Source organism: Streptomyces sp. SID5469, assembly GCF_009862865.1.
GTDB classification, from domain to species: domain Bacteria; phylum Actinomycetota; class Actinomycetes; order Streptomycetales; family Streptomycetaceae; genus Streptomyces; species Streptomyces avermitilis.
This window is the reverse complement of the sequence record NZ_WWIN01000001.1, coordinates 3,368,765-3,392,299: the sequence shown is the minus strand read 5'-3', so window position 1 is coordinate 3,392,299 and position 23,535 is coordinate 3,368,765. Positions and strand designations below refer to the sequence as shown.

At 71.3% G+C, this 23,535-nt stretch carries 23 protein-coding genes; 18 read left to right on the top strand and 5 right to left on the bottom strand.

Features of this window, described 5'->3' with window-relative positions; translation table 11 throughout:
- Positions 1 to 9 precede the first annotated feature (9 nt).
- From GTY58_RS14460 to GTY58_RS14450, 3 genes are all read left to right on the top strand, one after another.
- The gene (locus GTY58_RS14460) at positions 10 to 1,401 is read left to right on the top strand and encodes a M1 family metallopeptidase (protein ID WP_010984196.1); all 1,392 of its coding nucleotides are present in this window, start codon (positions 10 to 12) and stop codon (positions 1,399 to 1,401) included.
- Positions 1,402 to 1,448: 47 nt separating this feature from the next.
- A complete protein-coding gene (locus GTY58_RS14455; protein ID WP_010984195.1) occupies positions 1,449 to 2,105 on the top strand; it encodes a trimeric intracellular cation channel family protein in 657 nt (218 codons plus the stop codon).
- Positions 2,106 to 2,202: 97 nt separating this feature from the next.
- Positions 2,203 to 3,063, top strand: coding sequence for a thioesterase family protein (locus GTY58_RS14450; RefSeq protein WP_010984194.1), 861 nt, complete (start codon positions 2,203 to 2,205; stop codon positions 3,061 to 3,063).
- Here the strand turns inward: GTY58_RS14450 and GTY58_RS14445 are convergent.
- The gene (locus GTY58_RS14445) at positions 3,050 to 3,634 is read right to left on the bottom strand and encodes a TIGR03086 family metal-binding protein (protein ID WP_010984193.1); all 585 of its coding nucleotides are present in this window, start codon (positions 3,632 to 3,634) and stop codon (positions 3,050 to 3,052) included. The two genes, GTY58_RS14450 and GTY58_RS14445, sit on opposite strands and share 14 nt — an antisense overlap.
- 114 nt (positions 3,635 to 3,748) lie before the next feature.
- On the opposite strand from GTY58_RS14445, the gene GTY58_RS14440 reads away from it, so the two are divergent.
- Together GTY58_RS14440 and GTY58_RS14435 are read left to right on the top strand one after the other, a co-directional pair.
- Positions 3,749 to 4,705, top strand: a complete 957-nt coding sequence (locus GTY58_RS14440) for a YafY family protein (protein ID WP_010984192.1) — start codon at positions 3,749 to 3,751, stop codon at positions 4,703 to 4,705.
- Positions 4,706 to 4,863: 158 nt separating this feature from the next.
- Complete coding sequence (locus GTY58_RS14435; RefSeq protein WP_042493059.1) at positions 4,864 to 5,229, top strand: hypothetical protein; 366 nt, start codon at positions 4,864 to 4,866, stop codon at positions 5,227 to 5,229.
- A gap of 136 nt (positions 5,230 to 5,365) precedes the next feature.
- Here GTY58_RS14435 and GTY58_RS14430 read toward each other — a convergent pair whose 3' ends face one another.
- Positions 5,366 to 5,992: a TetR family transcriptional regulator gene (locus GTY58_RS14430; protein WP_010984191.1), complete on the bottom strand. Its 627-nt coding sequence runs from the start codon at positions 5,990 to 5,992 to the stop codon at positions 5,366 to 5,368.
- Positions 5,993 to 6,126: 134 nt separating this feature from the next.
- Between GTY58_RS14430 and GTY58_RS39600 the strand changes: the two genes are divergently transcribed.
- The 3 genes from GTY58_RS39600 (at position 6,127) to GTY58_RS14420 (ending at position 7,984) form a co-directional block, all read left to right on the top strand.
- Positions 6,127 to 6,294, top strand: a complete 168-nt coding sequence (locus tag GTY58_RS39600) for a hypothetical protein (RefSeq protein WP_010984190.1) — start codon at positions 6,127 to 6,129, stop codon at positions 6,292 to 6,294.
- Between the two features lie 39 nt (positions 6,295 to 6,333).
- On the top strand, positions 6,334 to 6,600 hold the full coding sequence (locus GTY58_RS14425; protein WP_010984189.1) for a hypothetical protein: 267 nt from the start codon (positions 6,334 to 6,336) through the stop codon (positions 6,598 to 6,600).
- Positions 6,601 to 6,814: 214 nt separating this feature from the next.
- Positions 6,815 to 7,984, top strand: a complete 1,170-nt coding sequence (locus tag GTY58_RS14420) for a cysteine desulfurase family protein (protein WP_010984188.1) — start codon at positions 6,815 to 6,817, stop codon at positions 7,982 to 7,984.
- 65 nt (positions 7,985 to 8,049) lie between these two features.
- On the opposite strand, the gene GTY58_RS14415 is transcribed toward GTY58_RS14420, so the two are convergent.
- Together GTY58_RS14415 and GTY58_RS14410 are read right to left on the bottom strand one after the other, a co-directional pair.
- A complete protein-coding gene (locus GTY58_RS14415; protein ID WP_078234454.1) occupies positions 8,050 to 9,546 on the bottom strand; it encodes a multicopper oxidase domain-containing protein in 1,497 nt (498 codons plus the stop codon).
- Positions 9,547 to 9,844: 298 nt separating this feature from the next.
- A complete protein-coding gene (locus tag GTY58_RS14410) occupies positions 9,845 to 10,501 on the bottom strand; it encodes an N-acetylmuramoyl-L-alanine amidase (RefSeq protein ID WP_010984186.1) in 657 nt (218 codons plus the stop codon).
- A 60-nt stretch (positions 10,502 to 10,561) separates the two neighbouring features.
- Here GTY58_RS14410 and mnmA point away from each other — a divergent pair, with 60 nt between their 5' ends.
- A complete protein-coding gene (gene mnmA / locus GTY58_RS14405; protein WP_010984185.1) occupies positions 10,562 to 11,692 on the top strand; it encodes a tRNA 2-thiouridine(34) synthase MnmA in 1,131 nt (376 codons plus the stop codon).
- A 142-nt stretch (positions 11,693 to 11,834) separates the two neighbouring features.
- Here mnmA and GTY58_RS14400 read toward each other — a convergent pair whose 3' ends face one another.
- Positions 11,835 to 12,158 carry a DUF427 domain-containing protein gene (locus tag GTY58_RS14400; RefSeq protein ID WP_010984184.1) on the bottom strand — a complete coding sequence of 108 codons (324 nt, stop codon included), beginning with the start codon at positions 12,156 to 12,158 and terminating at the stop codon, positions 11,835 to 11,837.
- Between the two features lie 51 nt (positions 12,159 to 12,209).
- Here GTY58_RS14400 and GTY58_RS14395 point away from each other — a divergent pair, with 51 nt between their 5' ends.
- From GTY58_RS14395 to gatB, 9 genes are all read left to right on the top strand, one after another.
- Positions 12,210 to 12,749 carry a TIGR00730 family Rossman fold protein gene (locus GTY58_RS14395; protein ID WP_010984183.1) on the top strand — a complete coding sequence of 180 codons (540 nt, stop codon included), beginning with the start codon at positions 12,210 to 12,212 and terminating at the stop codon, positions 12,747 to 12,749.
- Positions 12,750 to 12,756: 7 nt separating this feature from the next.
- Positions 12,757 to 13,455: an SDR family oxidoreductase gene (locus GTY58_RS14390; RefSeq protein ID WP_010984182.1), complete on the top strand. Its 699-nt coding sequence runs from the start codon at positions 12,757 to 12,759 to the stop codon at positions 13,453 to 13,455.
- A 106-nt stretch (positions 13,456 to 13,561) separates the two neighbouring features.
- Positions 13,562 to 14,569 (top strand): methionine synthase, encoded by a 1,008-nt coding sequence (locus GTY58_RS14385; RefSeq protein ID WP_010984181.1) that lies wholly within the window; start codon positions 13,562 to 13,564, stop codon positions 14,567 to 14,569.
- Between the two features lie 15 nt (positions 14,570 to 14,584).
- Positions 14,585 to 16,777: an NAD-dependent DNA ligase LigA gene (ligA, locus tag GTY58_RS14380; protein WP_010984180.1), complete on the top strand. Its 2,193-nt coding sequence runs from the start codon at positions 14,585 to 14,587 to the stop codon at positions 16,775 to 16,777.
- A 236-nt stretch (positions 16,778 to 17,013) separates the two neighbouring features.
- Positions 17,014 to 19,350, top strand: a complete 2,337-nt coding sequence (locus tag GTY58_RS14375; protein WP_010984179.1) for a bifunctional diguanylate cyclase/phosphodiesterase — start codon at positions 17,014 to 17,016, stop codon at positions 19,348 to 19,350.
- A 310-nt stretch (positions 19,351 to 19,660) separates the two neighbouring features.
- Positions 19,661 to 19,957, top strand: a complete 297-nt coding sequence (gatC, locus tag GTY58_RS14370) for an Asp-tRNA(Asn)/Glu-tRNA(Gln) amidotransferase subunit GatC (RefSeq protein WP_010984178.1) — start codon at positions 19,661 to 19,663, stop codon at positions 19,955 to 19,957.
- Between the two features lie 5 nt (positions 19,958 to 19,962).
- Positions 19,963 to 21,468 (top strand): Asp-tRNA(Asn)/Glu-tRNA(Gln) amidotransferase subunit GatA, encoded by a 1,506-nt coding sequence (gene gatA, locus GTY58_RS14365; RefSeq protein ID WP_010984177.1) that lies wholly within the window; start codon positions 19,963 to 19,965, stop codon positions 21,466 to 21,468.
- The gene (locus GTY58_RS14360) at positions 21,465 to 21,707 is read left to right on the top strand and encodes a hypothetical protein (protein ID WP_010984176.1); all 243 of its coding nucleotides are present in this window, start codon (positions 21,465 to 21,467) and stop codon (positions 21,705 to 21,707) included. The genes gatA and GTY58_RS14360 overlap by 4 nt, the downstream gene beginning before the upstream one ends.
- A gap of 16 nt (positions 21,708 to 21,723) precedes the next feature.
- Positions 21,724 to 23,241: an Asp-tRNA(Asn)/Glu-tRNA(Gln) amidotransferase subunit GatB gene (gene gatB, locus GTY58_RS14355; protein WP_010984175.1), complete on the top strand. Its 1,518-nt coding sequence runs from the start codon at positions 21,724 to 21,726 to the stop codon at positions 23,239 to 23,241.
- The last annotated feature ends 294 nt before the right edge of the window (positions 23,242 to 23,535 follow it).

The following is a 23,535-nucleotide window of genomic DNA, read 5'->3' as shown; positions in this document are numbered from 1 at the left end:
GGACGACTCATGGCACTCTCCCGTTCGGCACGACTGGGGGCCCTCGCGACCGCGGCGGCCTCCTTTCTTGTCATCGCCGCCTCCTCCGCCCCGACCCCGGGCGCCGACGGCATCGGCGACTCCTACTTCCCCCAGCTCGGCAACGGCGGTTACGACGCACGCCACTACGACCTCGACGTGGCGTACAACCCGGACACCGACCGTCTCGACGGCCGTACGACCCTCACGGCCCGCGCCACCCAGCGCCTGTCCTCCTTCGACCTGGACCTCCAGAAGCTCGACGTCACGAAGGTCGAAGTGAACGGCAGACGCGCCGAGTTCACGCGCGAGGGCGACGAGATCCGCGTCACCCCGCGTGGCGCGCTGCCGAAGGGCAGAACCTTCACGGTGACCGTCACCTACGGCGGTGTCCCCCAACCCCTCGGCGGCCCCATCGTCTTCGGCTCCGACTACGGGTGGATGAAGACCGCGGACGGCGTCTTCGTCGCCTGCGAGCCCAACGCCGCCTCCACCTGGTTCCCGTCCAGCGACCACCCCGCCGACAAGGCCACGTACGACATCCGCATCAAGGCCCCCAAGGGCCTGACGGGCATCTCCAACGGGCGCCTCATATCGACGCGCGACAAGGGCGACACCACCGTCACGCACTGGCGTGAGAGCAAGCCCATGGCGACGTATCTCGCGACCGCGACCATCGGCAAGTTCGACGTGAAGACGGGGCGGACCCCCGCGGGTACGCCCGTCTACGTCGCCATCGACCCGGTGCTCGCGAACAGCAACACCGTCGACGTCTACGCCGTGACCGCCGAGGCCACCGACTACTGGTCGCAGATCTTCGGGCCGTACCCCTTCGAGGAGACCGGCGCGATCGTCGACGACATGCCGCAGGCCGGCTTCTCGCTGGAGGTCCAGTCGAAGCCCGCGTACTCGGCCGTGCGCTCCGAGTCGACCATCGTGCACGAGCTGGCCCACCAGTGGTTCGGCGACTCCGTGTCGGTGGAGCGCTGGAAGGACATCTGGCTCAACGAGGGCTTCGCGACCTACGCCCAGTGGCTGTGGTCCGAGCACAAGGGCATCCGCTCGGCGCACGACTCGTTCCGGGCCGGATACGACGCCCGGCCCGCCGACGCGGCCTTCTGGCAGATCAAGGTCGCCGATCCGCAGCGCGACACCATGTTCGCCTCCGCCGTCTACCAGCGCGGCGCGATGACGCTCCAGATGCTGCGCGAGCGCATCGGCGACACCGCCTTCTTCAAGCTGCTGCCCGCCTGGACCAAGCTGCACAAACACGGCAACGCGAACACCGGCGACTTCATCCGCCTCGCCGAGAGGATCTCCGGCCGACAGCTGGACGACCTCTTCCAGACCTGGCTGTTCACCACGGGCAAGCCCACCCTGTAAGCCTTGCTTTGTAAGGTTCACACCCGCTGACAGGTGAGAATGTCCGGGTGCTCCAACAACTGTTCAGCCCCTCCGTCCAGCACACGCTCGACCTGATCGGCATCTTCGTCTTCGCGATCTCCGGCGCCCTGCTGGCCGTCCGCAAGAACTTCGACGTCTTCGGCATCGCCGTACTCGCCGAGGTCACCGCGCTGGGCGGAGGGCTGCTGCGCGACCTGATCATCGGGGCGGTGCCCCCGGCGGCCTTCACGGACCTGGGGTACTTCCTCACCCCGCTGCTCGCCGCCCTGCTCGTCTTCTTCCTCCACCCGCAGGTGGAGCGCATCCAGCTCGGCGTGAACGTCTTCGACGCGGCCGGGCTCGGCCTGTTCTGCGTCGCCGGCACGGTGAAGGCGTACGACTACGGGCTCAACCTCACCGCCTCGGCGGCCCTCGGTCTCGCCACCGCGGTCGGCGGCGGTGTGCTGCGCGACGTCCTCGCCAACGAGGTCCCCTCCCTGCTGCGCTGGGACCGGGATCTGTACGCGGTGCCCGCGATCGTCGGCGCCACGATGATCGTCCTGTGTATCCACTACGACGCGCTGAACGCGTTCACCAGCGGGTTCGCGGTGATCACCGCCTTCGTCCTGCGGCTGCTCGCGATGCGCTTCCACTGGCGGGCGCCGCGCGCCTGGCACCGGCGCTCGACCGTGACGGAGGAGTAGCCCCCCAGGGCCCTGGGACCCCTGGGGTCCCAGGGATGTCATCTGGCCGCAACATAAAAAGCTACTGCTTAGTAATTTCCTGTTGTACCGTTCAGGTATGCCTGAAGCATCTCCCCTGCAGGCCGTACGGGCCTCGATCGGTGACAGTGAGTTCGACCGCGACACCGCGGTCACCCTGCGCGAACCCGGCGTCTACGACATCGACCTCTCCGCCGGGTGGACGATCATCAGCGCCGTCAACGGCGGCTATCTCCTGGCCGTCCTGGGCCGCGCCCTGTCCGACGCCCTGCCGCACGCCGACCCGTTCACGATCTCCGCGCACTACCTGACGGCCTCCCAGCCGGGCCCGGCCGTGATCCGCACGGACATCGTCCGCACCGGTCGCACCCTCTCCACCGGCCAGGCCTCGCTCTTCCAGTACGACGAAGAGGGCCGCGAAGTGGAGCGGATCCGTGTCCTCGCCTCGTACGGCGACCTCGACACGCTGCCCGACGACGTCCGTACGACCGCGCGGCCGCCCGCACTCCCGCCGATGGACCAGTGCTTCGGGCCCGAAGACGGCCCCGCCCCGGTCCCCGGCAGCTCCGCCATCACCGACCGGCTGATGCTCAAGCTGGACCCGGAGACCCTGGGCTGGGCGCTCGGCGCGCCGTCCGGCAAGGGCGAGATGCGGTCCTGGTTCGGCCTCGCCGACGGCCGCGACCCGGACCCCCTCTCCCTGCTGCTCGCGGTGGACGCGCTGCCCCCGACCGCCTTCGAGCTGGGCCTGTCCGGCTGGGTGCCGACCGTCGAACTGACGGTGCACGTGCGGTCCCGCCCCGCGCCGGGCCCGCTCCGGGTGTCGATCACCACACGTAACCTCGCCGGCGGCTTCCTGGAGGAGGACGCCGAGGTATGGGACAGCGCGGACCGGCTGGTCGCGCAGTCCCGGCAGCTGGCGCGGGTCAGGCTCGGCTGAGGGAACGGCGGCCCAGCCAGGCCGCCAGTCGCTCGTACGCGTCGGCTCCCTCGGGGGCCGGCGCCGCCGAGTCGAAGGGCACGTCGTCCCCGCGCTGCTCGTCGGGCAGTACCCGATGGGCGATGGCGAGCGCGAACTCGGCCAGTTCCGGGTCGAGTCCGAGCGGCCGGCCGAGGGCCTCGGAGAGGTCCCAGGTGTGGGTGACGGCCTCCATCACATATCCCGACAGGGCGATACGGCCCGGCGCCTCGCCCCAGGGCACGTGCACCAGCGCGTCCAGCCGGGCGTCGTCCGCCCAGCTCTGCTCGACCTCCGCCCTGACCTCGTCGTACGCCGCCACCCAGCCGTCGTCCGGCACGCCGTCCACGAACGGCCGCACGGCGAGACCGTCGCCGCCCGCGCCGACCACGGCGATCCGGCGGGTGCCGCCGGCCATGTGGGACAGCAGCGTCCGTACGTCGAACTCGCCGCACGGCGTGGGACCGGCGAGCTGCTCCGGGCGCACGGTCCTGATCAGCGCGGCGATCTGCTCGGCGGCGCGGGCGTACAGGGGGCGGGGGTCGGTGTTCATCACTGGTGTCTCTTCCGTGGGTCCGGCTGTTGCTGTGCCCCCAGGTTCGCCGCATAACCTGACAGTTCCCGTCAACATTTGCGTGGCCCGGCCGACGACCGGGATTCTGGTGCGGTGAAGTCCGACCGCCTGCTCTCGATCCTTCTCCTGCTGCAGACCCGAGGCCGGGTCCCCGCGCACGAACTCGCCACCCGGCTGGAGGTGTCGGTGCGCACCATCTACCGCGACATCGAGGCACTGTCGGCCTCCGGGGTCCCGGTGTACGCCGAACGCGGGCGGCACGGCGGGATCGAACTCCTCGCCGGGTTCCGTACGGACGTCACGGGACTGACCGCCGACGAGTCCCGCGCCCTGTTCATCCTGGCGGCGCAGGGCGCACACGCCGCGCTCGGCCTGGACGCGGCGCTCGGTTCGGCCCTGCGCAAGGTGATGACCGCGCTGCCCGCGCCGCACCGGCCGGCCGCCGAGGCCACCAGCCGGCGCGTCCTCGTCGACGCGACCCGCTGGAAGGGCGGCCCGCAGCCCGTCGTCGACCTGGAGACGCTCCAGGACGCGGTCTTCGCCGACCGCAGGCTGCGGCTGCGCTACCGGCACGGCGGAGACGCACAGCCGCACACGTACACCGTCGACCCGTACGGGCTCGTCTCCAAGGCGGGCGTCTGGTACCTGGTCGCCGACCGGCGCGCGAAGCCGCAGCTGTTCCGCGCGGACCGGGTGCGCTCGGCGACCCTGCTGGCGGATCCGGTACGACGGCGGCCGGGCGTCGAACTCGCCGACGCCTGGGAGGTGTTGCGCCGGCAGGTCGAGGAGCGGCCGGGCGGGATCGAGGTCACGGTCCGGGTGCGGCGCGACCGGCTCGACATGTTCCGGCGCCTGAACGCCTCCTCGCTCGCCGCCCTGCCGGAGGACGACGGCGAGAGCGAGTGGGTGACGGCACGGCTGTCGTACGGCTTCGTCCGCGAGGCACGTCAACTGCTCATGTTCTCCGACCTGGTGGAGGTCGTCGCGCCGCCCGAGGTGCGGGAGGAACTGGCGCGGGCGGCGGCCTCCGTCACGGAGCTGTACCAGTGAGTACGGCGAGCGGATGTGCGTATGCGCTGGTCAGCGGGATCTGTTGAGGTCGGCTTTGCCTTTTGCACAGGCTGGGCACAGAGCTGACTCACAGAAGTCTTAGAGGCCGTTGATTGCATTCCCGCCTCAGATCCGCTCATCGCTCGGGAGTTGGCCTCATGAAGCGTGTCCGTCTTGTCCCTGTCGTGGCCCTGCTGGCCGTCGCACCGCTGCTGGCGGCCTGCGGCTCGGGCGACTCGTCCTCCTCCAACAGCGGCACCTCGGGGCAGAGCACTTGTCAGCCGCCGTCCGGCATGCCGAGCGGCGGTGCCTCGGGGCGGCCCAGCGGTGCGCCGTCCGGTGCGCCCTCGGGCGCTCCCTCCGGCGCGCCGACGGGGAAGGCCACCGGCAAGGCCCCGTCGGGCGCCCCGTCGGGCATGCCGAGCGGCGGCCCCGGTGGCGGGGGGCGCGGAGGCTGCGGCGGCCCCGGCGGGGGGCAGGGCGGCGGCGGGCAGGGCGGCCAGGGGCAGCAGGCCCAGGGCTGACCCGGGATCTCCGCCGGGGGATCCCCTGCGGGCGGGGGCGGCGCGCTCGGTGCACGGGCGCGCCGCTCCCGTACGTGCGGGCCCGCGAGGGCGGGTCTGGGGCGGGTCTTCCGGGCTGGGCCGAAAACGACAGGCCCTAGCCCAGCCAGTGGCGGCGCCCGATGCTGATCAGCCGCATCCGGCGGGTCGCCACCCTGGCGACGCGCTCCCGTTCCTCCTCCGGCCCCTCCAGTGCCTCCAGGAAGAGCGAGGCCGTCATCAGCATCTGGTCGACGTACAGGCCCGCGAGCATCAGCAGATCGTCGTCGCTCCACCCCGCGGACTCGGGGTGTTTGGCCAGCTCGACCTTGACCTCCTCGGCGAACCGGGCCAGTTGCTCCGCGATCGCCTCCCGCACCGGCTGGACGCCGCCGTGCCGCTCCCGGGCGATGAAACGGACGTGCGCCGGGTGCGCGGCGACATGGCGGGCGATCAGTTCGACGGCGCGCGCTATGCGTTCCTCGCTGTCGCCGGCGTCGGAGACGGTGTTCCCGATCATCAGGTGCAGGCTGCCCAGCGCCTCCTCCACGAGGGCGACGCCGAGGTCCGCCGTCGAGCGGAAGTGCCGGTAGAAGGCGGTCGGTGCGACCCCGACGGCGCGGGTGACCTCGCGCAGACCCAGGCTGCTCAGGCTCTGCTCCTCCAGCAGGGCCAACGCGGCGTCCAGGAGCGACTGCCGGGTCTTCTGCTTCTGGGCCTGCCGGATGCCGAGGGTGTGACTCATACCATGCAGTTAACAACTGTTCTCTGTAATTGAAAAGTCGGGAAGCGCGCTAGACTCAAGAGTCAGTGAACAAGTGTTACTACAAGCGTTCACTCAAATGTCACGCGAGCACCTCACGAGAGGCATCCCATCCCATGCTGTTCCTCGTCGCCGCACTCCTGCTCCTGGGCGTCGTGCTGGGCGCCGTGGCCCACGCCCCGCTCTCCGTCTCCCTTGTCGCCGCGGCCGTCATCGGCCTGTGGCTCGTGGTCTTCGCGATCCGCGAGCGGCACGGTCACCGGCGACGCACCTCGACCAACTGATCCATCGACCGTCACCTGCTCCCGGGAGCTGACCGCATCATGGAACTCACCGCCACATCGACCAGCCGCACTCCCGCGCGGGACGCCGACGGCATGGCCGTGGCGTCCTTCGTCCTGGGCCTGATCGGCATCCTCGCCCTCAACATCGTCCTCGGCCCGACCGCCATCGCCCTGGCGGCCGTCGCCCTGTGGCGCGGCACGCAGCGCCGGGGCCGCGCACTCCTGGGCCTTGGCCTGGGCGTGGCCGACCTGGCCGTCCTGGTGGTCGCGATGCAACTGGACCACACGGTTTCGTGGAGCTTCTAGGGCTGCCGGCCCGAGCCGTGTAGCCGGAACCCACGCCGTCATCGGCCGTTGGGGGCCCGTGGACGACGGGCCGCGGCCGAATCCCCGGCCGCCTTGCTCGCCCCTTGCCCGCCTTGCCTCCCTTGCGGCTCTCCTCGAAGCCGCGGTCGACGGCGACGGCCGGCCGTGGGGGGCCGAGGCCGGTACCCGCAGGGCCCGTAGAATCGGGCTCATCATGGCTTACCTCGACCACGCCGCGACCACGCCGATGCTCCCCGAAGCGGTCGAGGCACTGACCGCCCAGCTGAGCGTCACGGGCAACGCCTCCTCCCTGCACGCCTCCGGCCGCCGCGCGCGGCGCACGGTCGAGGAGGCCCGCGAAACCCTCGCCGAGGCCCTCGCCGCCCGCCCCAGCGAGGTCGTCTTCACCTCCGGCGGTACCGAGGCCGACAACCTCGCGGTCAAGGGCCTGTACTGGTCCCGCCGCGACGCCGACCCGGTCCGTACCCGCGTCCTCGCCAGCCCCGTCGAGCACCACGCCGTCCTGGACGCCGTCCACTGGCTCGGCGAGCACGAGGGCGCCACGGTCGAGTACCTCCCCGTCGACACCTACGGCCGCGTCCACCCCGAAGCGCTGCGCGAGGCCATCGCCCGCAACCCCGACGATGTCGCCCTCGCCACGGTCATGTGGGCCAACAACGAGATCGGCACGGTCATGCCGGTCCGGGAACTCGCCGATGTTGCCGGGGAGTTCGGGGTCCCGCTGCACGCCGACGCCGTCCAGGCCTTCGGCCAGGTCCCGGTCGACTTCGGCGCTTCGGGCCTGGCGGCGATGACCGTCTCCGGCCACAAGGTCGGTGGCCCGTACGGCATCGGCGCGCTGCTGCTCGGCCGCGAGTACAGCCCCGTACCCGTGCTGCACGGCGGTGGTCAGGAGCGGCATGTGCGCTCCGGCACCCTCGACGTGCCCGCGATCGCGTCCTTCGCGGTCGCGGGACGGCTCGCCGCCGAGCAGCGCGAGTGGTTCGCCCGCGAGATCGGCGCCCTGCGCGACGATCTGGTCGACGCCGTGCGGGGGGCCGTGCCCGAGGCGATCCTCGGCGGTGACCCGTCCGGTGCGGGCCGCCTCCCGGCCAACGCGCACTTCACCTTCCCCGGCTGCGAGGGCGACTCGCTGCTCCTGCTGCTGGACGCCCAGGGCATCGAGTGCTCCACGGGCTCCGCCTGCACCGCAGGCGTCGCCCAGCCCAGCCACGTCCTGCTGGCCACCGGCACCGACCCGGACCTGGCCCGCGGCACCCTGCGCTTCTCCCTCGGCCACACCTCCACGGAGGCGGATGTGGAGGCGGTGGCGAAGGCGATCGGCCCCGCGGTGGAGCGGGCACGGACGGCGGGCCTGAGCTGACGCCGCCGCACCTGCCGTACCCGCCGTACCTGCCGCCCCGCCGTACCGGACAGGGCTTCAGCGCCCTAGCTCTCCGTCACCATGAGCGAGGCCATCATGCCCTCGTCCTCGTGCTGGAGCAGATGGCAATGGAGCATGTACATGTAGGTGTCGTCCGCGAAGTCGGTGAACTGCATGGCGATCTTGATGGTGCCGCCGCCGACGACCTCGTAGGTGTCGAACCAGCCCAGATCGACGCCCGTCGGCTCCTCTCCGTTGATGGAGATCAGCTGGAACGGCACATCATGCAGATGGAACGAGTGTTCCAGCTGGGTGCTGTTGGTGACGGTCCATATCTCCTCGGCGTCGAGGGTGGTGCTGATCATCGCCATGGCCGCCATGGTCGTGCCGGCCGAGCCGTTGATCAGCATGCTCGCGCCGCTCTGGCCGAGCGTGATGGTCCGGGCGGCGAAGTCGGTGGTGTCGTAGCGGGTGATCGTGTTGAGGCTGCTCGGCAGGGCGTCGGGGGTGTCCGAGGCGTCCGGGGTGACGGTGAGGAAGTCGTACGTGCCGCTGCCGCCGCGGACCCAGCCCGTGGTGACGACGGCCTGGAGCGTCACCGCGTCGCTGAGGTCCATGACGAACTCGGCGCGCGCGCCCGCCACCAGACGGATGGACTCCACCTCGGCGGCCTCCGTCAGATACCCCTGGTCGGTGGCGATCTGGGTCAGCGTCCCGCCGTCGCCGCGCTGCACGGTGATGATGTCGGACGGTGAGGCGTTGAGCAGCCGGAACCGGGTGCGGGACTTGGTGGCGGTGAAGGCGAGCGTGGTGGCGTCGACGTTGGTGCCGTTGCACAGCAGGGGGTAGCTCAGGCCGCCGGACAGATAGCCGGTCAGGTCGTACTTGACGTCCCCGCTGCTGTCGGCGGCCAGGCACTGGAGGATGATCGGGATGTCGTCGGTGCCGTAGGTGCTGGGGAGGGCGGCCGAGGCGTCCGAGTCGTCCTCGACGATGATCATGCCGGCCAGGCCGCGCGTGACCTGCTCGGCGGTGGTGCCCAGGGCGTGCGGGTGGTACCAGAGCGTCTTGGCCTCGTCCTTGACGGTGAAGGTGGGCGACCAGGTCTCCCCCGCGGCGAAGGCGTTCTGCGGGCCGCCATCCATCTTGGGCGGGATGTGGGCGCCGTGGAAGTGGACCGTGGTGTCCGCGTCCAGGCTGTTGGTGATGTTCAGCAGGACGGTGTCGCCGGACGTCCATTTCATGGTGGGGCCGAGGAACGACTGGTTGTAGCCCGCGGTGGTGCTGGTCACTCCGCTGAGCACCTCGCTGGTGCCGGTCTTGGCCTCCAGGGTGAACGTCGTGGTGCCGTCCGACGTGGTGCCCTCCAGCAGCTCCGGAATGGTCAGCGTGGTGCTCGCCGCCCCCGCCCGGTTCTGCCCCGCGTCGGTCAGGTACGCGAGGGCCGCGCCGCCCGCCGCCACCGCCGCGAAGCCGGCCCCGGCCATTCCGCCGAGGAACTTCCGCCGGTGCATGCCCTTGCCTCTGCCCGCTCCGGAAGCGGGCTGTGTGGTGTGAGTCATAGCCCGGGATGCTTGACCTAAGGGCTATGTAAAGACTGGGCCGTGATTAGGAGAGGGCCGTGCACGCTGTGCAGGCCCCCTGAGTCGCGAGATGGCTCAACTCCGTTGAAAAAAAGCCAAGTTGACGGACCGCAGGTCGTGTCCACGGCGCGGGACGCATCGGACACACGCTTCGCGGAGGCCACTCACAACATGGGGCGTTCGTGATCTGCGTCACATCTCTTGAGGGTTGCGTTCCGGCGTGGCAAGCGCTTGCCCCTTCGCGCCGGTGGTGTCGAGTGGGCAGCGGCGACGCTGCTCAGGCGGTCCGAGCCCGCCGTACGAGCTTCAGGTACCGGTCCCAGTCCCAGTGCGGCCCGGGGTCCGTGTGATCCGTGCCCGGCACCTCCACGTGCCCGATGATGTGCGCGCGGTCGACGGGTATGCCGTACCGCCCGCATATCCCGGCCGTCAGCCGCGCCGACGCCTCGTACATCGCGTCCGTGAACGACGAGGCGCTCTCCACGAAGCCCTCGTGCTCGATGCCGACGCTCCGCTCGTTGTACTCCCGGTTTCCCGCGTGGAACGCCACGTCCAGTTCGCGGATCATCTGCGTGATGTGGCCGTCCTTGCGCACGATGTAGTGCGCGGCAGCGCCGTGCCCCGGGTCCTGGAAGACCTTCACCGCACTCTTGAAGCTGCCCTGGGTGACATGGACGACCACGCGGTCCACGGCGTAGTCGTCGGGCCGGTCCGCCCGCCGCCAGTTCGCCGAGGACGCCGCCACCCACTGCGCGCCCCGGAAGTCCACCGCGCCCGCCACCCGCGGCTTCTCCACGCCGGGCAGCCGCCACCACAGGTGCGCCAGCTCCTCGCGGGCGAGCACCGCCGTGCCCACGGCGGCCGCGGCCCCGCCGATCAGCAGGGCCCGGCGCCCGATGCGACGGTCCGCGTCCCCGCCCTTCGTCTCCCCCATGTGATCGTGAACGCATACGCGCGGGCTTCGGTTCCCGCCGCCCTTTACTCTGGAGGGGTTATGACTGAGACCCCGCAGCGCCCCCGCCGCCTCCGCGTCCTTGCCGCCATGTCGGGCGGAGTGGACTCCGCCGTAGCCGCCGCCCGCGCGGCGGAAGCAGGTCACGACGTGACGGGCGTGCACCTCGCGCTGTCCGCGAACCCGCAGTCGTTCCGCACCGGAGCGCGTGGCTGCTGCACCATCGAGGACTCGCGCGACGCCCGCCGCGCCGCGGACGTCATCGGCATCCCGTTCTACGTCTGGGACCTCGCCGAGCGCTTCCGCGAGGACGTGGTCGAGGACTTCATCGCCGAGTACGAGGCCGGCCGCACCCCGAACCCGTGTCTGCGCTGCAACGAGAAGATCAAGTTCGCGGCGCTGCTCGACAAGGCGCTGGCGCTCGGCTTCGACGCGGTCTGCACGGGCCACTACGCACAGGTGATCGTCCGCGAGGACGGCACCCGCGAGCTGCACCGCGCCTCCGACATGGCCAAGGACCAGTCGTACGTCCTCGGGGTCCTCGACGACCGCCAGCTCGCGCACGCGCTGTTCCCGCTCGGCGACACGGTCACGACGAAGGACGAGATCCGCGCGGAGGCCGAGCGCCGGGGCCTGGCGGTCGCCAAGAAGCCGGACTCGCACGACATCTGCTTCATCGCGGACGGCGACACCCAGGGCTTCCTGGCGAACCGTCTGGGCAAGGCGGAGGGCGACATCGTCGACGAGTCCGGGTCGGTCGTCGGCTCCCACGAGGGCGCGTACGGCTTCACGATCGGCCAGCGCAAGGGGCTGCGCATCGGCACCCCGGCGCCCGACGGAAAGCCGCGCTACGTGCTGGACATCTCCCCGGTGGACAACACGGTGACGGTGGGCCCGGCGGCCGCCCTGGACGTCACCGCCCTGACGGCGATCAAGCCCCGCTGGTGCGGCGCCGCCCCGACGGGCCCGGGCACCTACACGGCCCAGCTCCGCGCTCACGGCGGCGAGACACAGGTGACGGCCGAGCTGGTCGACGGCGAGCTTCAGGTCACCTTCGCGGAGCCGGTCCGCGGCGTCGCCCCCGGCCAGGCGGTCGTGCTGTACGACGGCACGCGCGTGGTGGGCTCGGCGACGATCGCGACGACGACGCGGACGGCGACCGCGGTGGCGTAAGCACGCATCCGCACGCCTACGCAGACGGGCGGCCCGAGGCGCGTGCCACGCGTGCGTGCGCCCCGGGACGCGGCCACGCGTGCGTGCGCCCCGGGACGCGTGCCAGGCGTGCGTGCGCGCACGTCAGGCCACTTCGACTTCGTCAGGCCACTTCGACTTCGTAGAAGCAGAGATGGTCCTTGATCTGCGCGACGTCCGGCTTGGGTTCCGGGTAGGCCCACACCAGGTCCGCCGCGTCCGGCAGGGACCAGTACGAGGCCGTGCCCTTGAAGGGGCAGTGCGTGTGGGTCTCCGAGGGCTTCAGCAGGTCCAGGCGTACGTCCTCCGGCGGGAGGTAGTAGCGCACGGGGCAGCCCGTCTCCCGCAGCAGCAGGGGCCGGTCGCTCTCCGCCAGGACCTGGTCGCCGTGCACCACGCGGACGCGCTCGGTGCCCTGCTCGATCGTGATCGTGTGTCCTTCAGCCATACCCGCGAAAGCGCTCGCGGGGCCGGGGTTCTTCCCGCGTACGGTAAAACCATGAAAATCTGCGTCTTCCTCTCCGCCGCCGACCTCGACGACCGCTACACGCGCCCCGCGCGGGAGTTCGCGGAACTGCTCGGCAAGGGCGGGCACACACTGGTGTGGGGCGGCTCCGACGTCGGTCTCATGAAGGTGGTCGCCGACGGTGTGCAGGAGGCGGGCGGCCGGCTCCTCGGGGTCTCCGTGGACTTCCTCGCCGCCAAGGCCCGCGCAGGCGCCGACGAGATGGTCATCGCCCGTGACCTCGCGGAGCGCAAGGCGCTGCTCCTGGAACGGGCCGACGCCGTTGTGATCATGGTCGGCGGGACCGGGACGCTGGACGAGGCGACGGAGATCCTGGAGCTGAAGAAGCACGGTCACACCGACAAGCCCGTGGTGCTGCTGAACACCGCGGGCTTCTACGACGGCCTGAAGGAGCAGTTCCGGCGCATGGAGGACGAGGGGTTCCTGCCCTGCCCCCTCACGGACCTGGTGTTCTTCGCCGAGGAGCCGGTGGGCGCGCTGGCCTACCTCGAGGAGTCGTTCGGCACCGTCTGATGCGAGCATGGCCGGCATGGCTACACATGTGATCACCGGGGCGGGCTCCGGCATCGGCGCGGCAGTGACCCGCCGTCTGCACGCGCGCGGGGACGAACTCGTGCTCCACGCGCGCGACGCGGGCCGCGCGAAGGAACTGGCGGCGGCGTTCCCCGGGGCGAAGACCCTGGTCGGGGACCTGGCGGACCCCGACAAGCTGTCCTGGGCGTTCTCGCACCAGACGTTGCCGGACCACGTGGATTCCCTGCTCCACATCGCGGGCGTGGTCGATCTCGGCCCGGTGGGCGAGCTGACCCCGAAGTCCTGGCGCCACCAGCTCAACGTCAACCTGATCGCCCCCGCCGAGCTGACCCGCCACTTCCTGCCCCAACTCCGCCTGGCCCACGGCCAGGTGGTGTTCGTGAACTCGGGCTCGGGTCTCAACGCCCACGCCGACTGGTCGGCGTACGCGGCCTCCAAGCACGGTCTGAAGGCCCTGGCGGACGCCCTGCGCGAGGAGGAGCACGCGAACGGGATCCGGGTCACCTCGGTCTACCCCGGCCGCACCGCGAGCCCCATGCAGGCCAAGGTCCACCAGCAGGAGGGCAAGGAGTACGAGGCGGCGAAGTGGATCGACCCCGAGTCGGTCGCGACGACGATCCTGATGTCCCTGGACCTGCCCCGGGACGCGGAGGTCAACGACCTGACGGTGCGGCCGGGCCACTGACGGCGGTTCCTCGGCGCAGGTCGGTGCCGTCGGTCCGTCCGGGCACCCCGGCACGGACGGCGGCACCCTGAAACCGCCCCCCCCGCCGGAGGCTTAGGCTTCCGGGGTGAGTGAAAACAGCGAGTTCAGGTTCGGTTCCGCCACCGGGGTCGGCTCCATGCCGGGCGGTGACGCGCGGGAGACCGCCAAGACCGTCACCGGATCCGTCGAGGACTTCCCCTTCCTCGCCGAGCTGCCCGCCCGGGGGCCCGGCGCCGACATGATCGGCCGCACCGCCGGAATGCTCGTCGAGCTGTACGCGCGCGTGGAGCCCAGCGGTTGGCGGATCGGGGACCGGCCGGGGCGGGACACCAAGCGGGCCCGCTCCTGGCTGGGGGAGGACCTCGACGCGCTGGAGGAGTTCACCCAGGGGTACGAGGGGCCGGTCAAGGTGCAGGCGGTGGGGCCCTGGACCCTGGCCGCCGCGCTGGAGTTGAAGAACGGCGAGGTGGCGCTGTCGGACCCCGGCGCCTGCCGGGATCTCGCCGGTTCGCTCGCCGAGGGGCTGCGCAGCCATCTCGAAGAGGTGCGACGGCGCATCCCGGGCGCACAGCTCGTGCTCCAGCTCGACGAGCCCTCGCTCACCGCCGTACTGCGCGGGCAGGTGAAGAGCGCCAGCGGCTACCGCACCCACCGGGCCGTCGACCGGCAGGCCGTCGAGGCCACGCTCCGGGACGTCGTCGGGGTGCACGGGGAGGGACCGGTCGTGGTGCACTCCTGCGCACCGGACGTCCCGTTCGCCCTCCTGCGCAGGGCGGGCGCGGCGGCGGTCTCCTTCGACTTCTCGCTGCTCACCGAGCGTGACGACGACGTGATCGGGGAAGCCGTGGAAGGGGGGACGAAGCTGCTCGCCGGTGTCGTGCCGGGGACGGACGGCCCATTGTCAGACCCTGCCGGTAGCGTCATGGGTGTCAGGACGCTGTGGCGCAGGCTGGGGCTGCATCCGGGGCTTCTCGCGGAGGCGGTCACGGTCACTCCGTCGTGCGGGCTCGCGGGCGCTTCTCCGGCGTACGCGCGCCAGGCGCTCGCCCACTGCGTCCGGGCGGCGAGATCACTCGCGGACAACCCTGAGTAACGGGAGGACAACACGGTGGCCGGCGAACAGCACGCACAGCCCACATCGGTACCCGCCGAGGCACGGGAGAAGCACGCGCAGCTCGCTGAGCAGATCGAGGAGCACCGCTTCCGGTACTACGTGAAGGACGCCCCCGTCGTCAGCGACGCGGAGTTCGACACCCTCCTGCGCTCCCTCGAGGCACTGGAGGAGGAGTACCCCGAGCTGCGCACGCCCGACTCACCGACCCAGAAGGTCGCGGGCGGGTACGAGACGGAGTTCACGGCCGTCCAGCACCGTGAGCGCATGCTCTCCCTGGACAACGCCTTCGACGACCTGGGGCTGGCCGCCTGGGCCGAGCGCGTCGCCAAGGACGTCGGCACCTCCGACTACCACTTCCTGTGCGAGCTGAAGGTCGACGGCCTCGCCGTCAACCTCACGTATGAGCACGGCCGCCTCACGCGCGCGGCGACCCGCGGCGACGGCCGCACGGGCGAGGACATCACGCCCAACGTCCGTACGATCGCGGAGATTCCGGACCGTCTCAAGGGCGACCGCATCCCGGACCTCGTGGAGATCCGCGGCGAGGTCTACTTCCCGATGGAGAAGTTCGAGGAGCTCAACGCACGTCTGGTGGAGGCCGGCGACAAGCCCTTCGCCAACCCGCGCAACGCGGCGGCGGGTTCACTGCGCCAGAAGGACCCGCGGGTCACCGCGACCCGCCCGCTGCACATGGTCGTCCACGGCATCGGCGCCCGGCAGGGCTTCGACATCGACCGGCTCTCCCAGGCGTACGAGCTGCTGCGCGAGTGGGGCCTGCCGACCACCCGGTACGCCAGAGTGGTCGACGACCTCGACGGCGTACGGGAGTTCATCGCGTACTACGGGGAGAACCGCCACTCCGTGGAGCACGAGATCGACGGCGTGGTCGTGAAGCTCGACGAGATCCCGCTCCAGGGCCGCCTCGGCTCCACCTCCCGCGCGCCGCGCTGGGCGATCGCCTGGAAGTACGCGCCCGAGGAGGTCAACACCAAGCTCATCAACATCCGCGTGGGCGTGGGGCGTACGGGCCGGGTCACGCCGTACGCGCAGGTGGAGCCGGTCACGGTCGCGGGCTCGGAGGTCGAGTTCGCCACCCTGCACAACCAGGACGTCGTCAAGGCCAAGGGCGTCCTCATCGGGGACACGGTGGTGCTGCGCAAGGCCGGTGACGTCATCCCGGAGATCCTCGGCCCGGTCGTCGACCTGCGCGACGGCACCGAGCGCGCGTTCGTGATGCCCGCCGAGTGCCCCGAGTGCGGTACGCCGCTGGCGCCGGCCAAGGAGGGCGACGTCGACCTGCGCTGCCCGAACGCGCGCACGTGTCCGGCCCAGCTGCGGGAGCGGCTCTTCTATCTCGCGGGCCGCAAGTCGCTCGACATCGAGCAGTTCGGATATGTCGCGGCGGCGGCCCTCACCAAGCCGCTGGAGCCCGCCGAGCCGCCGCTGCTCGACGAGGGCGACCTCTTCGACCTCACCATCGAACGGCTGCTGCCCATCAAGGCGTACGTCCTCGACCAGGACAGCGGCCTGCCCAAGCGGGACCCGAAGACGGGCGAGGAGAAGGTCGCCACGGTCTTCGCCAACCAGCAGGGCGAGCCGCGGAAGAACGCGATCTCGATGCTGGACAACATCGCGGCCGCCAAGGAGCGCCCGCTCGCCCGGATCCTGACCGGTCTGTCGATCCGCCACGTCGGGCCGGTCGCGGCCGAGGCGCTGGCGCGCGCGTTCCGCTCGATCGACCGCATCGACCAGGCCACCGAGGAGGAGCTGAAGGACACCGACGGTGTCGGCCCGATCGTCGCCGCCGCGGTCAAGCAGTGGTTCGCCGAGGACTGGCACCGGGAGATCATCCGAAAGTGGAAGGCCGCCGGCGTCCGCATGGAGGACGAGCGCTCCGGAGAGGACGAGGGGCCGCGCCCGCTCGAAGGACTCACGGTCGTCGTCACCGGAACGCTCGAACACCACACGCGGGACGGCGCGAAGGAGGCCCTGCAGAGCCGCGGGGCGAAAGTCACCGGTTCGGTTTCGAAGAAGACGTCTTTCGTTGTCGTAGGTGACAATCCTGGATCGAAATACGACAAGGCGATGCAGCTGAAGGTTCCCGTTCTGAACGAGGCCGGATTCGCCGTTCTGCTCGAGCAAGGACCGGAAGCCGCTGCGGAAGTCGCACTTCCGACCGAGGAGTAGCGGTTGAAGGCCACCCGTTCGGCGCATACCAGATGCATACGGGTGGCCGGGTCGCATTCGGGCAACCGTCGACGACCGCTGCCCGTGGAAGCCTTCTGCGGCCTACTGTTGAGGTGTGCGCCTGCCGTGCCCGGACGCGTGGTGGGTTTTCAGACGCGGTGCCGTTGGCAGTTGACGGCAGTTGAATGGACTCGGGCCGCGTCGCGTGGGCACTGCCGGCTGTGAGAGGGACGGGAATGGAACCGACCGAGAGCGCCGCCCCGGACTCACGGCTGCGCCGGAGGTCCGGCGCATGGCGATGGGGGTCTCGGCGGCCCACAGGGGTCGCCCCGGTCGAACGGAGCCGCGTGTGGGGAGGCAGCCGGGAGCCCGGCGGAATCCGCCGCGTGGCGCGCACTTCGGGGCTCGCGGGCGTGGACGGACGCGGACCGGCGCGGGGGAACGCCCCCGGCGTCATGCCGCTCACCGCCGCCCCCGGCAGCGGAGCGCTGGGCGCCGGGCAGGGCCCCGGGACGTCCGGCCCCGACTCCGAGCGACACCTGTCCTGGCCCGCGCTGCCCGCGGCCGTCGTCGCGACGGCGGGCTTCGTGCTCGGCGCCGGCTTCTACCGGGCGTTCACCTGGAACCACGCGCTCTTCCCGTCCGGCACCGTCGGCTGGTCCCTGGCCGTGCTCACCGGCGTCATCGTCGGCCACCTGGTCGCGCTCGGCCGCGCCCGCTGGTGGGGCGGCACGGGCTCCGGTGCCGCCCTCACCCTCGCCGTCCTGCTGCTGTACGGCTGGGTGCCGGCCGGGATGGTCAGCCTCACCGTCGTCGTCCTCGTCGGCATAGCCCGACGCGACCGCTGGCGAGGGGGCGTGCTGCACGGCTCGGTCGACCTCCTCGGCATCGGCGCGGGTGCGCTGGTGCTGGCCGCGTTCGGGCGCGTGCCGTCCGTCGAGACGCCCTGGGACCCCCAGAGCTGGACCGTCTACACCGTGCCCGAGCTGGCGCTGGTCGCGGTCGCCTATCTCGCGGTGACCCGCACACTGGTCTGGTACGTGCACACGCCGCGCACCGGCGGTGTGCCCACGGTCGCCCGCACCGCCCTGGTCAGACAGGGACTCCTCGCGGTCGCGCTGCTCGGCATCGCGCCGCTGATCTGCGTCGTCGCCGACGCGCTCCCGCTCCTGCTGCCGCTCTTCGCCATCCCCCTCATCGCCCTCGACTCCACCCTGTGGATAGCCCGGGCCCGGGCGGAGGAACAACTGCGCGACCCGCTGACCGGGCTGCCCAACCGGCAGTGGCTGCTGGAGCGGACCTGGACGGCGCTGGACGACGCCGAACGCATCGGGGCGCGCTCCGCCCTGCTGCTGATAGACCTCGACCGCTTCCGGGCGGTGAACGACACGCTCGGTCACCTCGCCGGCGACCGGCTGCTGCTGCAGATAGCCGACCGGCTGCGGCTCGCCCTGCCGCGCGGAGCGGAGGCCGCGCGGCTCGGGGGTGACGAGTTCGCCGTGTTACTTCCCGTCGCGGACTCCACGACGTCCGCCACCCGGGTCGCCCGCAACCTGGTCGCAGCCCTCGGCTCGCCGCTCGACCTCGACGGGCTCACGCTCGTCCTGGAGGCCAGCGCCGGGCTCGCCGTCTTCCCCGACCACGCACTGGACGCGGAGGGGCTGCTGCAACGCGCGGACGTCGCGATGTACCAGGCGAAGCGGGACCGTACGGGGGTGGAGGTGTACGAGTCCAAGCGGGACTCGAACACACCGGACCGGCTCGGCCTGCTGGGAGACCTGCGCCGGGCGCTGGACGCCGGCGACGTGGAGCTGCACTACCAGCCGAAGGTGCGCTTCGACGGGCAGGTCGCCGGTCTGGAGGCGCTCGTGCGGTGGGTGCACCCCGAGCGCGGCAAGGTGCCGCCGGACGAGTTCATCGCCATCGCCGAGTCGTCGGGGCTGATGCCGCATCTGACGGAGTACGTGCTGGAGACGGCGCTCGGGCAGGTGGCGCGCTGGCGGGCGCAGGGTCTGCGGGTGCCGGTGGCCGTGAACGTCTCGCCGCGTGACGTCCACACCCCCGGCTTCGCGGGTTCGGTGGCGGCCCGGCTGGCCCGGCACGGGGTTCCGGCGGGGGCGCTGCAGCTGGAGATAACGGAACACGTGCTCCTGGAGGACCCGCAGCGGGCGGCGGACACGCTCGCCGGGCTCACCGGGCACGGGGTGAAGATGTCGCTGGACGACTTCGGCACGGGGTACTCCTCGCTCGTGCACCTGCGGCGGCTGCCGGTCAGCGAGCTGAAGATCGACCGGTCGTTCGTGGCCCGGCTGGCCGTCGACACGCAGGACGCGGCGATCGTGCGCTGCACGGTGGATCTCGCCCATTCGCTGGGGCTGCTGGTCGTCGCGGAGGGCGTCGAGGACGACGAGACATGGGAGCGGTTGCGGGACCTGGGCTGCGACGCCGTCCAGGGCTGGCTGGTGGCCGCGGCGATGCCGGCGGACGAGGCGACGGCGTGGCTGCGGGCGCGGGGATCGCGGGGGTGGCAGCGGCCGACGGCGGCGTTGCCCGCGGCGGCGACGGACGAATAGTTCTCCCGTCCGCGCCGTCTGTACGGCCCGTACCCGTCCGTACGGCCCGTGACGTCCGTACCGCCTGCATCGTCTGTACGCCCGTACCCGTCCGTACGGCGCGTGACGTTCGCATCGCCGGAACCGCCAGTGACGTTCCGCTGACCGCGTGGGCATTCCCGTGGGCATTCCCGTGGGCGTTGCCCGTCGCCCGCGAGCCGCCCGTCCGCCGGATCGGTGAGAGGGCCCGGACAAGCCCGTGCGCGGGCACCCGCGGCCGCCCCATAGGATTGGGCCCAAACCACACACTCTCACCCCAGAGGATCGCTGCATGCCTGGCATCACGCGCGAGGAGGTCGCCCACCTCGCACGGCTGGCGCGTCTGGAGCTGAAGGCGGAAGAGCTCGACCACTTCGCCGGCCAGCTCGACGACATCATCGGCGCGGTCGCCCGCGTCAGCGAGGTCGCCGACCAAGACGTACCGCCGACCTCTCACCCGCTGCCGCTGACGAACGTCATGCGCGCGGACGAGGTCCGTCCGTCGCTCACCCCCGAGCAGGCGCTCTCCGGCGCCCCGGCCCAGGAGCAGCAGCGTTTCAAGGTGCCGCAGATCCTGGGGGAGGACTAATCACCATGACGGACACCAACGTCAACATCATCAGGCTCACCGCCGCCGAGATCGCCGCGAAGGTCGCCTCCGGCGAGCTCACGGCCGTCCAGGTCACCGAGGCCCACCTCGCCCGCATCGACGCCGTCGACGAGAAGGTGCACGCCTTCCTGCACGTCGACCGCGAGGGCGCGCTGGCCCAGGCCCGCGCCGTCGACGAGAAGCGCGAGCGCGGCGAGAAGCTCGGCCCGCTGGCCGGCGTCCCGCTCGCGCTCAAGGACATCTTCACCACCGAGGGCATCCCGACCACCGTCGGTTCGAAGATCCTCGAGGGCTGGATCCCGCCCTACGACGCGACCCTCACCAAGAAGCTGAAGGCCGCCGACGTCGTCATCCTCGGCAAGACCAACATGGACGAGTTCGCCATGGGGTCCTCCACCGAGAACAGCGCGTACGGCCCCACCGGCAACCCCTGGGACCTCAGCCGTATCCCCGGTGGCTCCGGCGGTGGCTCCTCCGCCGCCCTCGCCTCCTTCGAGGCCCCCCTCGCCATCGGCACCGACACCGGCGGCTCCATCCGCCAGCCGGCCGCCGTCACCGGCACGGTCGGCGTGAAGCCGACGTACGGCGCGGTCTCCCGCTACGGCATGGTGGCGTTCTCGTCCTCCCTCGACCAGGGCGGCCCCTGTGCCCGTACGGTCCTGGACGCGGCCCTGCTGCACGAGGTCATCGCCGGGCACGACCCGCTCGACTCGACGTCCATCGACGCCCCGGTCCCGCCGGTCGTCGAGGCCGCCCGCAACGGCAGCGTCGAGGGCATGCGCGTCGGCGTCGTCAAGCAGTTCCGCGGCGAGGGCTACCAGGCCGGTGTGCTCCAGCGCTTCGACGAGTCCGTCGCCCTCCTCAAGGAGCTGGGCGCCGAGATCGTCGAGCTGGACTGCCCGTCCTTCGACCTCGCCCTGTCGGCGTACTACCTGATCGCGCCGTCCGAGTGCTCCTCCAACCTCGCGCGCTTCGACGGCCTGCGCTATGGCGTGCGCGTGGGTGACGACGGGACGCGCTCCGCCGAGGAGGTCACCGCCCTCACCCGCGAGGCGGGCTTCGGCGACGAGGTCAAGCGCCGCATCATGCTCGGCACGTACGCGCTCAGCTCCGGCTACTACGACGCGTACTACGGCAGCGCCCAGAAGGTCCGTACGCTCATCACCCGCGACTTCGAGAAGTCGTTCGAGCAGGTGGATGTGATCGTCTCCCCGACCACGCCCACCACCGCCTTCCCGATCGGCGAGCGCGCCGACGACCCGATGGCGATGTACCTCGCGGACCTGTGCACCATCCCGACCAACCTCGCGGGCAACGCCGCCATGTCGCTGCCCTGCGGTCTCGCGCCCGAGGACAACCTCCCGGTCGGCCTGCAGATCATCGCCCCGGCGCTCAAGGACGACAGGCTGTACAAGGTCGGCGCCGCCGTCGAGGCCGCCTTCGTGGAAAAGTGGGGGCACCCGCTGATCGAGGAGGCACCGTCGCTGTGAGCACCGCACTGACCAAGGCCAAGGGCTTCAAGAAGTCCAAGTCCGGTACGTACCTGTCCATCGCGACCACCGCGTTCGGTGTGATCGGGGTCGCCAAGCAGGCCAAGAAGGCCCGCCTCGAGAGCGACACGCTGCGCCTCATCGACGCGGCCGTGTCCGCCGCCGCCATCGTCACCGGCCTCGCCATCCTCTACCGGGAGCTCAAGCGCCTGGGCGACGACGACGTCCTGCTGGGCTGAGAGGGAAGTTTTCACCGTGACCACCACGACCGACGAGCTGGTGTCGTACGAGGACGCCCTGGCGTCGTACGACCCCGTCATGGGCCTCGAGGTCCATGTCGAACTCGGCACCAAGACCAAGATGTTCTGCGGGTGTTCCACCGAGCTGGGCGCCGAGCCCAACTCGCAGACCTGCCCGACCTGCCTCGGCATGCCCGGCGCACTGCCGGTCGTCAACGCGATCGGCGTCGAGTCCGCCATCAAGATCGGTCTCGCGCTGCACTGCGAGATCGCCGAGTGGTGCCGCTTCGCCCGGAAGAACTACTTCTATCCGGACATGCCGAAGAACTTCCAGACCTCCCAGTACGACGAGCCGATCGCCTTCAACGGCTATCTCGACGTGCAGCTGGAGGACGGCGAGGTCTTCCGGGTGGAGATCGAGCGTGCCCACATGGAGGAGGACACCGGCAAGTCGACGCACGTCGGTGGCGCGACCGGCCGTATCCACGGCGCCTCGCACTCCCTGCTCGACTACAACCGCGCGGGCATCCCCCTCATCGAGATCGTCACCAAGCCGATCGAGGGTGCGGGAGAGCGTGCTCCCGAGGTCGCCAAGGCGTACGTCGCCGAGCTGCGCGAGCTCATCCGGGCGCTCGGTGTGTCGGAGGCCCGCATGGAGATGGGGCAGATGCGCTGCGACGTGAACCTCTCCCTGCGCCCGCACGGCCGGGAGAAGTTCGGCACGCGCTCCGAGACGAAGAACGTCAACTCCCTGCGCTCCGTGGAGCGTGCGGCCCGGTTCGAGATCCAGCGGCACGCCGCGGTGCTGAACTCCGGCGGCACGATCATCCAGGAGACCCGCCACTTCCACGAGGACACGGGGTCCACGACCTCGGGCCGGGTGAAGGAGGAGGCCGAGGACTACCGGTACTTCCCGGAGCCCGACCTCGTCCCCGTCGCCCCGTCCCGCGCGTGGGTCGAGGAGCTGCGCGCGGGCCTGCCCGAGCAGCCGCTGGCGCGTCGTAACCGGCTGCGCGAGGAGTGGGGCGTCAACGCCCACGACATGCAGTCGATCCTCAACGCCGGTGCCATCGACCCGATCGTCGCCACGATCGAGGCCGGTGCCGACGCGGCGTCCGCCCGCAAGTGGTGGATGGGCGAACTGGCCCGCAGCGCCAACGAGTCGGGCAAGGCCCTGGAGGACCTGCCCATCACCCCGGCGCAGGTCGCCCGGGTGGCACAGCTCGTCGTCGCCGGAGAGCTCAACGACAAGCTGGCCCGCCAGGTCATCGAGGGCGTCCTCGCGGGCGAGGGCACTCCGGACGAGGTCGTCGAGAAGCGCGGTCTGAAGGTCGTCTCCGACGAGGGCGCCCTGACCGCCGCCGTCGACGAGGCCATCGCGGGCAACCCGGGCGTCGCGGACAAGATCCGCGGCGGCAAGGTGGCCGCGGCCGGCGCCCTGGTCGGCGCCGTCATGAAGGCCACCCGTGGCCAGGCCGACGCGGCCCGCGTCAAGGAGCTGATCCTGGAGAAGCTCGGCGTCAGCGAGGGCTGAGTTCCGCCTTTTTGCAAGCCCTGGGGGGTGCATCGGTTCCGATGCACCCCCCAGGTATGCCCCCGGACGCCCCACGGGGACGACTGAGTGCGCACCCTCCTGGCGCCCCGCCCTCATGGATCTGCCCGGCGCGCCGACCGGCGGCCGGCGCGCCGCCTCGACAGGTGCCTGCGGCGCCGCGGCACCGAACCGGGCGCACGCCGGGGCCGCCCACGCGTCCCGTGGGACCATTCCGGGACGACGCGGGGACAACGAGGGGCTGACGCGGCCGACATGTCCGACGCGGACGGCGTG